Below are 6520 nucleotides of genomic sequence, written 5' to 3' on the forward strand. Positions count from 1 at the left end.
CCCCCGGCCTGCCCGGCGAGGGGCGCCTGCACCACGTACGGGTCGAAGCGGCGATGGTCGCCTCCCGTCTGACCGACTCCGACACCCTCGTCGAGCCCGACGCCCCCTACCCCGCTCCCTCCGTCCCCTTGACCCAGGACGGTTACCCGACCCGGGACAACGTCCTCACCCGGCTCCCCGACTACTCCATCGCGCATTTCGCCTGCCACGGCACGAGCGTCGCCGGTGACCCCTCCCAGAGTCGGCTCCTTCTCCACGACCACGCGTCCGCCCCGTTCACGGTCGCCGCCCTCGCCCCGTACGACCTCGACCACGCCGACCTGGCCTACCTGTCGGCCTGCGACACCGCCCTGAGCACCAACGCTGAACTCATCGACGAGTCCATCCACCTCGCCGCGGCGTTCCAACTGGCCGGATACCCGCAAGTCATCGGCACCCTCTGGGAGGTCAACGACCACCACGCGGTCGACGTGGCCGACGCGGTCTACGCAGGTCTGCTCGACGAACACGGCACCGTCGACCCCCGGCGCGCCCCCCAGGCCCTCCACGACGCGATCGTCACGGCCCGCAACGCACTCCCGGCGACCCCTTCGTTGTGGGCCACCTACATTCATGTGGGCGCCTGAAGCGGTGCGCCTGAGGTGGCGTCAGGCGTCACGCAGGAACAGGCCGTGGAAGTCGAACGGAACGGGGTGCGGTACCTCAGCCCGTGCCAGTTCGCCGAAGGTGGCGGCGTCCAGGACCAGCAGGAAGGAACTCTGGTTCGTGCTGTCCAGGCCGAGGGACAGTACGACCCCGGCGTCCTCGTTGCTCTCGCTGCCCTCGTTCCGTGCTCGGTCGGGGAGCGGCACGCACACGGGCTCGCCCGGGTAGCGGCCGGGCTCGGACCAGATCCGGGTGGTGCCGGTCACCACGTCGAGTCTGACGAGTCGGGTGACGAAGTCGTCACCGCGCCGGTCGCGGGCGCCGACGCTGTAGACGTACCGATAGGCGGAGCCGTTGTGCCGGTCGTAGGCGATACGGGGCATCTCCAGCGGCTCGTCCGACAGCCGCACGACCTCCACCCGGCCGTCCGCCAGGGCGATACGGCATCAGGTGGGCAGTGCGAGAGGAATGCTCCTGGTGTCGCGGACTCCGCAAGGACCGCGTACGTCCCGGTGACCGCGAAGCTGGGACCCGGGAGAAGTGGAGCAGGTAGTTGACCAGGTCGCCGCTCATGGGGTCCCGGTGCGGGTGGGCTGTGGTGAGCTGCCCGCTGAGATGATCCTGGTGGTCCACCACTCCGGCGGTCGCCAGGGTCTCGGGGGCGAACGCGACCGGCATGGGTGTCTCGCCCATGGCGACGCACTGGTCACCGAAGCGGGCGACGCTGACACCGGACGTGCCGCGGACGCTAAGCGAGGCGCACCTTCTCGGCGAGAGAGGAAACCGGCCCTTGGAGAATACCGGCTCGGTAACCGAAAAAGGTTATGCAGGAGGGCACTTGTGCAGGGAAAACGCAATATCGACAGGGCTCGCGGCGGCGGTTATCTTCATCTGGTCCTCGGCGATCGCCCACGGTCGCACCAGGTTTTCTTCCGGCTGAGCCGCCTGCGGGTTCACGCAAAGCACCCCCATCCAAGGAGATACGCATGCCCCACCTCGCGCTGTACACATTCGGCGTCCTGAAGTCACCTCTCACCGACCCCGGACCTCTTACGCACGCACTCCACGACAGCGGCGAGGCCATCTACCGGAAGATCAGTCAGCACCCGGGATATCTCGCTCATGCCGTGGCGGCCGACGGCGCCAGGGGTTCACACTTCGACCTGGACTGGGGCGCGTGGGGCGAGTTCACCGTACCGGCCTGGTACGACAAGGGCCGTACGGCGGAAACCGTCGCGCTGGCCGCGACCCTCTCGCTCTGGACCGACATCCACTCCGCCTTCGACGCCATCTACGCCGGTCTGCACCGCGAGGCGCTCAACAGGCGTTACGACTGGTTCGAGAAGGCAGCTCACCCGAATTACGTCTTCTGGTGGGTCTCCGACGGCGTGATACCCACCTGGCAGGAGGGCGTTTCCAGACTGGAACACCTCCGCGACCACGGCTCCGCCTCGGACGCCTTCACCTTCCACCACTCGTTCGCCCCGGACGGAACTCCGTCCAGGACCAAGGACATCGCACGCCGCGCTTCATGACGGTGCTCACTGAACCGCCGACCGGCGGCCAGGACGGAAAATCCTTCGACCGGACAAAGGCCGGTCCGGCACCCTGCGCGGCATGACCACACCCGCGTTCATCCCCGGCATCGAGCTTTCCCGCCGCTTCTATCTCGAAGCCGTACACCCCTTGCTGGAACAAGCGGTCCCCGGGATCGTCCACTCCGCGGCCCGTCTCGGCAGCGGCTCGGAAGTCCTCGGATGCGACACCGCCCGCTCCGCCGACCACGAGTGGGGCCCTCGTCTGAAAATCTTTCTGAGTCCGGGGCACGTCACCCGCTACGGTGCGAAGATCAGTGACTTGCTCTCCGACCGCCTGCCCAAGGTCTTCCACGGCTACCCGACCCACTTCGCCGCCACCGACGAGGCGGGCATCGGGGTCATGCGGGTGACCGAGGGGCCCGTCCACCACCGCGTCGATGTCACCGATCCGGGCACGTGGCTCACCGAGCGACTGGGCTTCGACCCACGTCGGCACGTCACCCTGGAGGACTGGCTGGCCACCCCCACCCAACGCCTCGCGGAGGTCACCGCCAGCGCCGTCTTCCACGACGGACTCGGACAGCTCGGCCCCGCACGTTCCCAATGGACCGCCGCTACCCGCCCTACAGCAAGTGGCTCGGCTCCGCCTTCGCCCTCACCGACCCGGTCGACCCCATCACACGGCCCTACCACAACCGCCCTTTCAGAGTCCTCCACGCCGAACGCTTCACCGCCGCTCTGACCGCCCGGATCACCGACCCCGCAGTCCTCGCTCTGCCGACGGCCGGGGCTGTCGACCAGTTCATCGACAGCACGGACGTCCTTGCCCGCCCCGAGCTGGCCCGCGCCGCGACCCACGCCTGCCTGTCCGCCTGCTGATGGCTGATGACGTGTGGTGAATGACGCTTTGTCGGTACGTTGTTCGGGGTGGTCCGGGGGTAGCGTCTTCGGCATGGACCTTCGAACCACCGTTGAGCGCGCTCAGCGCCTCAAGCAGCTGCACGCCGAGAACAAGCCGCTCGTACTGCCGACCGTCTGGGATGTCTGGTCCGCGCGGACAGCGGCCGACGCGGGGTTCCCCGCCCTCACGGTCGGCAGCCATCCGCTCGCCGATTCCCGGGGCGCGGACGACCACGAGGGGCAGACCTTCGAGGAGGTACTCGCGGCCGTCAGGCCCATCATCGCGTCGGTCGGCGTCCCGGTCTCCGTCGACCTGGAGGCCGGGTACGGACAGAAGCCCGCGGATCTCGTCGCCGGACTGATCGAGGTCGGCGGCGCCGGTCTCAACATCGAGGACACCGTCCATTCGGACGGCGGTCGCGTGCGCGGCACGCAGGAACACGCGCAATACATCGCGGGCCTGCGCGCGGCCGCCGACGACGCGGGAGTCCCGGTCTGGGTCAACGGACGCACCGACCTCTTCCTGCACGCCGAGGACGCCTCCGGCGTCCTGGACGAGGCGGTCGAGCGGCTGCGGGCGATGGAGCAGGCGGGCGCCGACAGCGTCTACCCGGTAGCCATCCAGGACAACGACGAACTGCTCACCGCGGTGACCGGCGCCGTCGCCGTGCCCGTCAACTCCACCGCCCATCCCGTCAAGCACGACGTTGAGCGCTTCCGCCGTCTCGGCGTCGGCCGCATCACCTACGGCCCGCTGCTGCAACTCGCGCTGACCGATGCGATGAAGGACATGCTCCGGCCGTGGGGCGCACTGAAGAGCTGACCGAGCGGCGCGGGAAGGGCGTTCGTCCCCGTCAAGCGGCGTCAGGAGCGAGAAGGCCGAGCGCCCGCGCCCGCGTCACCAGCTCATGGCGGGTGCGCGCGTCGAAACGGCGCAGCATCTGACGCACGTGGTAGTCGACCCCGTGGCTGCTGAGGCACAGCTGCTCGGCCAGTTGCACGGTGGGAGCGCCGGTCGCCACGCCATCGAGGATGCGTGCGTCGAACCCCGAGAGCACCGCATGCGCGGGCGGCGGCGCCTCCCCGGCCGCGGGGCGCAGCCGCAGGACCAGTCCGGTGAGCCCGGTGGGTCCGGTGGCCGTTCCGGCGGTGAGGTCGGCGGCAAAGGTCCTGCCGCTGCTGTGCTGGCCGATGACTCCCTCAGTGAACCAGAGGGTGCGGCCCTCGCACAGGTCGGTGAAGCGCTGACGCAGATGCGCGGGCGAGCGGGTGTGGACCAGGTCGCTCGGCAGGCAACCGTGGATTTCACCGGGGCTCACGCCGAACTGTGCGGCGAATCCGGTCTCCGCAGCCGTGATCGTGGCCGTCATGGGACAGGCGTGGGCCGTGTGAGCGTGGGTGCCGCTTCCGCCACAGTCCCCGGGCGGGGTGACGCTCACCTTCATCTCCGCTGGCATAAGGTCGCTCCTTGCCTGGAGTGTTACGAAGCTCACTTACGCCATCGACGCTACTTTTCCGGATGTGCCCGGAACATCCGCTCTTTCTGCTTATTCGTGGGTTCCCGGGTAATTCTATGTCTGTCTCAGCATTACGTAAGTTACGTACGAGTGGGGACTGAACAGGGAAAGGACAGTCACAGCACGTGGTGGAACGGCTTCACAAAGGATGGGCCTGGGTAAGGCGAGCGTTCGTTTCGTCCGGGCATGAGCGGAACACCGTGCTGCTGGTCGGCAAGTGTGTCCTGGCGTCGACTCTGAGCTGGTGGGTCGCCCACGACCTGTTGCACGCGACGTCGCCCGCGTTCGCACCGTTCTCCGCGGTGCTGACGATGAATGTGACGGTCTCGAAGTCGGTGTGGCAGACGTTGCGCTACATCACGGCCGTCATCGTCGGTGTGGCGGTGCAGTCGGCGATCGGGTTCAGCGCCGGTCCGGATCTGTTCGCGTTCGTGGTGGTCGCCGCCATCGCCCTGGTCCTGGGGCAGTGGCAGGCGCTGGGGGAGCAGCGCTCGCAGGTGGCCACGGCCGCGTTCTTCGCGTTCTCCACCTACACCGCGGCCGCCACGAACGCCGACCGGGCGGCGCAACTCGGTCAGATCATTCTGTTGGTGCTCATCGGCTGCGGCATCGGCCTGCTGGTGAATCTGTGCATCGCCCCACCGCTGCGCTACCGCAGTGCCGAACAGGGGCTGCACGCCCTGGCCGGGGAGATGGAATCCCTCCTCGATGACATGGCCGACGGGCTGTGCAGCGGGGATGTGGACGAGGAGCGCGCCGAGCGGTGGGTCGAAGCCGGTGAGCGGGTGCAGTCCGCTCTCGGGCAGGCCCGTGCGGGCCTGGAGATGGCGCAGAGCAGTGTGGTGTTCAACCCCCGCCGGTTTCTGCCCGCGCACCGCAGCTACCTCAGCTTCGGCCGCTACCGCGAGACGCTGAGCGCGATGGAACGTGCGGTCTACCAGCTGGCCTCCCTCACCCGCAGCCTGGGCCGGTGGCGCGAGAGCGAGAACACCTACACCTACGGACCGGCGCTGACGGCCTACGCCGACTTCGCCGCCAGTCTGCGCGACATCGCGCACGTCATGGCGGAGCTCGACGCGGACAAGCTGGCCGAGCAGGCCGACCACATGTGCGCGCTCGCCGCGAAGGCCCAGAAGGCGCTGCGCAAAGTCCTCGACGCCGCCGACGAGAACCAACTGCCACTGGCCGATTCCTCCCGCCCCTACGGCGTACTGATCGTCGAGGCCACCCGCCTGATGGAGGAATTCCAGAACACCTGCGATGTCCTGAAAGAGACCAGTGACCAGTGACCGGTAACCCGTGACGAGTGACCAGTCACCAGTAAGCGCAGAGGTCGGTGCGGTCGCGGGCGGTGAGAGCGTACGCACTCGCCGACTAGTTCACTCCCGGGGGCCGAGAGGCGTCGGCGAGCGTGGTGCGTACTTCCTGGGCCAGCGCGGTGTCGTGCGGCAGGTGCGGGTGGACTTCGGCCAGAGGGGCGAGAAGTCCGGCCGCGTCGCTGTCGCCGAGGGCTTGGTGGATACGCGCCAGCGCGGGCTGGGCGGAGTCGGGAAGGCCGGGCAGGGCGGTGATCTGACCGGCGAGCCGACGCAGGTCACCGGCGTGGGAGCGGGCCCAGGTGGCGGTGTGGCGCTGTCCGGCGCGCTCGTCGCGCACGGCCTGGGCGCGCTGGTCGCCGGTGGTTCCGGGCGCGCCGGGCTGTAGCCGCAGATAGCGCCGCTCGGCGGCCTGGCGGCTGTTGACGCCCAGGGGTTGGGCGAGGCTGGCCCAGCTGGCCCCCGCGTCGCGGGCTGTTTCGATCAGGGAGGCTTCCCAGCCGGCGATCTGTCCGCGGAGTTCCCGCAGCAGGATCAGGGCGTCCAGGGCCGCGGCGGCCTCAGGACCGGCGGCGGGGGCGGAGGGCAGGTGAGCGGCCTGGGC

General features: G+C 69.0%; 7 protein-coding genes and 2 pseudogenes. 5 read left to right on the forward strand and 4 right to left on the reverse strand.

Annotated elements, in window-relative coordinates:
- Window positions 1-626: CHAT domain-containing protein (locus tag AB8Z36_RS26360; protein ID WP_369215869.1), on the forward strand; the 626-nt coding region annotated here is incomplete at its 5' end.
- Window positions 627-647: 21 nt separating this feature from the next.
- Here AB8Z36_RS26360 and AB8Z36_RS26365 read toward each other — a convergent pair.
- A complete protein-coding gene (locus AB8Z36_RS26365; protein ID WP_369215875.1) occupies window positions 648-1085 on the reverse strand; it encodes a carotenoid oxygenase family protein in 438 nt (145 codons plus the stop codon).
- Window positions 1086-1176: 91 nt separating this feature from the next.
- Window positions 1177-1410: pseudogene (locus AB8Z36_RS26370) on the reverse strand (carotenoid oxygenase family protein); the annotation flags it as partial.
- 221 nt (window positions 1411-1631) lie between these two features.
- Between AB8Z36_RS26370 and AB8Z36_RS26375 the strand changes: the two are divergent.
- The 3 genes and pseudogenes from AB8Z36_RS26375 to AB8Z36_RS26385 all read left to right on the forward strand — a co-directional run bounded on the left by AB8Z36_RS26375 (window position 1632) and on the right by AB8Z36_RS26385 (window position 3906).
- Complete coding sequence (locus tag AB8Z36_RS26375) at window positions 1632-2180, forward strand: DUF3291 domain-containing protein (protein ID WP_369215870.1); 549 nt, start codon at window positions 1632-1634, stop codon at window positions 2178-2180.
- 82 nt (window positions 2181-2262) lie between these two features.
- Window positions 2263-3062: pseudogene (locus tag AB8Z36_RS26380) on the forward strand (DUF4037 domain-containing protein).
- Between the two features lie 73 nt (window positions 3063-3135).
- Window positions 3136-3906, forward strand: a complete 771-nt coding sequence (locus AB8Z36_RS26385; RefSeq protein WP_369215871.1) for an isocitrate lyase/PEP mutase family protein — start codon at window positions 3136-3138, stop codon at window positions 3904-3906.
- A gap of 31 nt (window positions 3907-3937) precedes the next feature.
- Here the strand turns inward: AB8Z36_RS26385 and AB8Z36_RS26390 are convergent, their stop codons facing one another.
- Window positions 3938-4453, reverse strand: a complete 516-nt coding sequence (locus AB8Z36_RS26390; protein WP_369215872.1) for a LuxR C-terminal-related transcriptional regulator — start codon at window positions 4451-4453, stop codon at window positions 3938-3940.
- A 347-nt stretch (window positions 4454-4800) separates the two neighbouring features.
- Between AB8Z36_RS26390 and AB8Z36_RS26395 the strand changes: the two genes are divergently transcribed.
- Window positions 4801-5889, forward strand: a complete 1089-nt coding sequence (locus tag AB8Z36_RS26395) for an FUSC family protein (RefSeq protein WP_369215873.1) — start codon at window positions 4801-4803, stop codon at window positions 5887-5889.
- An 85-nt stretch (window positions 5890-5974) separates the two neighbouring features.
- Here AB8Z36_RS26395 and AB8Z36_RS26400 read toward each other — a convergent pair.
- Window positions 5975-6520 (reverse strand): hypothetical protein (locus AB8Z36_RS26400; protein ID WP_369215874.1); only part of this gene is annotated, 546 nt, incomplete at its 5' end.

This window comes from Streptomyces flavofungini (assembly GCF_041028215.1).
Classification (GTDB): domain Bacteria; phylum Actinomycetota; class Actinomycetes; order Streptomycetales; family Streptomycetaceae; genus Streptomyces; species Streptomyces flavofungini_B.

Coding starts and splice junctions, on each gene's coding strand:
- AB8Z36_RS26375 (WP_369215870.1), top strand. CDS start 1,632: ATGCCCCACCTCGCGCTGTACACATTCGGCGTCCTGAAGTCACCTCTC.
- AB8Z36_RS26385 (WP_369215871.1), top strand. CDS start 3,136: ATGGACCTTCGAACCACCGTTGAGCGCGCTCAGCGCCTCAAGCAGCTG.
- AB8Z36_RS26390 (WP_369215872.1), bottom strand. CDS start 4,453: ATGACGGCCACGATCACGGCTGCGGAGACCGGATTCGCCGCACAGTTC.